A 1321-nucleotide genomic window follows, 5' to 3' on the forward strand; every position below is an offset into this window, starting at 1 on the left:
TGAACCGCCCCGGATTTTGAGGAGGCTCCAACTTCTGAGAAGATGGAGCCATGAACAAGTCGAATAAGTTTTCACCTGAGTCCCGTGAGCGCGCCGTGCGCATGGTGCAGGAGCACCGCGGAGAGTACCCGTCGCTTTGGGCTGCGGTGGAGTCAATTGCGCCCAAGATTGGTTGCGTGCCGCAGACCTTGTTGGTATGGGTCAAGCGCCAGGAGGTTGATGCCGGGGTGCGTGAAGGCGTGAGCACGACCGAGACGCAGCGCGTCAAAGACCTTGAGCGCGAAGTCAAGGAGCTGCGCAGGGCAAACGAGATCCTGAAGCTGGCGAGCGCTTTTTTCGCGCAGGCGGAGCTCGACCGCCGACTCAAGTGATGAGGGACTTCATTGACGCGCACCGGGCAACGTACGGGGTTGAGCCGATCTGCAAAGTTCTGCGGATTGCCCCGTCGGGGTACCGTCGTTACGCAGCTCAGCGGCGGGACCCCACACTGCGACCTGCGCGGGCTCGACGTGACGAAGAGCTGGTGCCGCAGATCGAGCGCGTCTGGCGGGCCAATATGCAGGTCTACGGCGCCGATAAGGTCTGGCGTCAGTTGGCCCGTGAAGGTACTGCGGTTGCGCGATGCACTGTCGAACGACTGATGCGTCGTCAGGGACTGCGCGGTGTGATGCGCGGCAAGGTGATGCGCACGACGATCAGCGATGACAAGGCGCCCTATCCGCTGGACCGGGTCAATCGGCAATTCCGAGCGGAGCGGCCGAACCAGCTGTGGGTTTCGGATTTCACCTATGTATCGACCTGGCAAGGTTGGCTGTACGTGGCCTTTGTGATCGACGTCTTTGCCCGGCGTATTGTTGGCTGGCGCGTCAGCAGTTCGATGCGCACGGACTTTGTACTTGATGCATTGGAGCAAGCGCTCTGGGCACGCCAACCAGAGCAGGACAGTCGCTTGATTCACCATTCGGATAGGGGGTCGCAATACGTGTCGATTCGATACAGCGAGCGGCTAGCGGAAGCCGGCATCGAACCTTCAGTGGGCAGCAAGGGCGACAGCTACGATAATGCCCTAGCAGAAACGATCAATGGACTTTACAAAGCCGAGCTGATTCATCGTCGAGTGCCCTGGAAGACCAAAGAAGCTGTGGAGTTCGCCACGCTGGAATGGGTGTCATGGTTTAACAACCATCGACTGCTGGAACTCATCGGTTACATCCCTCCCGCCGAAGCGGAAGCAAACTACTACCGGCAACTCTCTAATCAAACTGTCCCAATGACAGCGTAACTTAAACCCAACAGCCTCCACGGAACCCGGGGCGGTTCA

At 59.2% G+C, this 1321-nt stretch carries 1 protein-coding gene and 1 other annotated feature; the gene reads left to right on the forward strand.

The window, feature by feature from the left end:
* The first annotated feature begins 50 nt into the window (after positions 1 to 50).
* Positions 51 to 1282, forward strand: a protein-coding gene (locus ABH944_RS44595) for an IS3 family transposase (protein WP_404615845.1) whose coding sequence is annotated in 2 segments (ribosomal slippage) — positions 51 to 339 and positions 339 to 1282 — 1233 coding nt in all. Because the reading frame shifts where the segments join, the coding sequence is not laid out codon by codon here.
* Positions 329 to 445: a sequence feature (AL1L pseudoknot), on the forward strand. Its footprint overlaps the gene before it by 117 nt.
* Positions 1283 to 1321: the final 39 nt, after the last annotated feature.

Source organism: Caballeronia udeis (genome assembly GCF_044909315.1).
Lineage (GTDB): Bacteria > Pseudomonadota > Gammaproteobacteria > Burkholderiales > Burkholderiaceae > Caballeronia > Caballeronia udeis_A.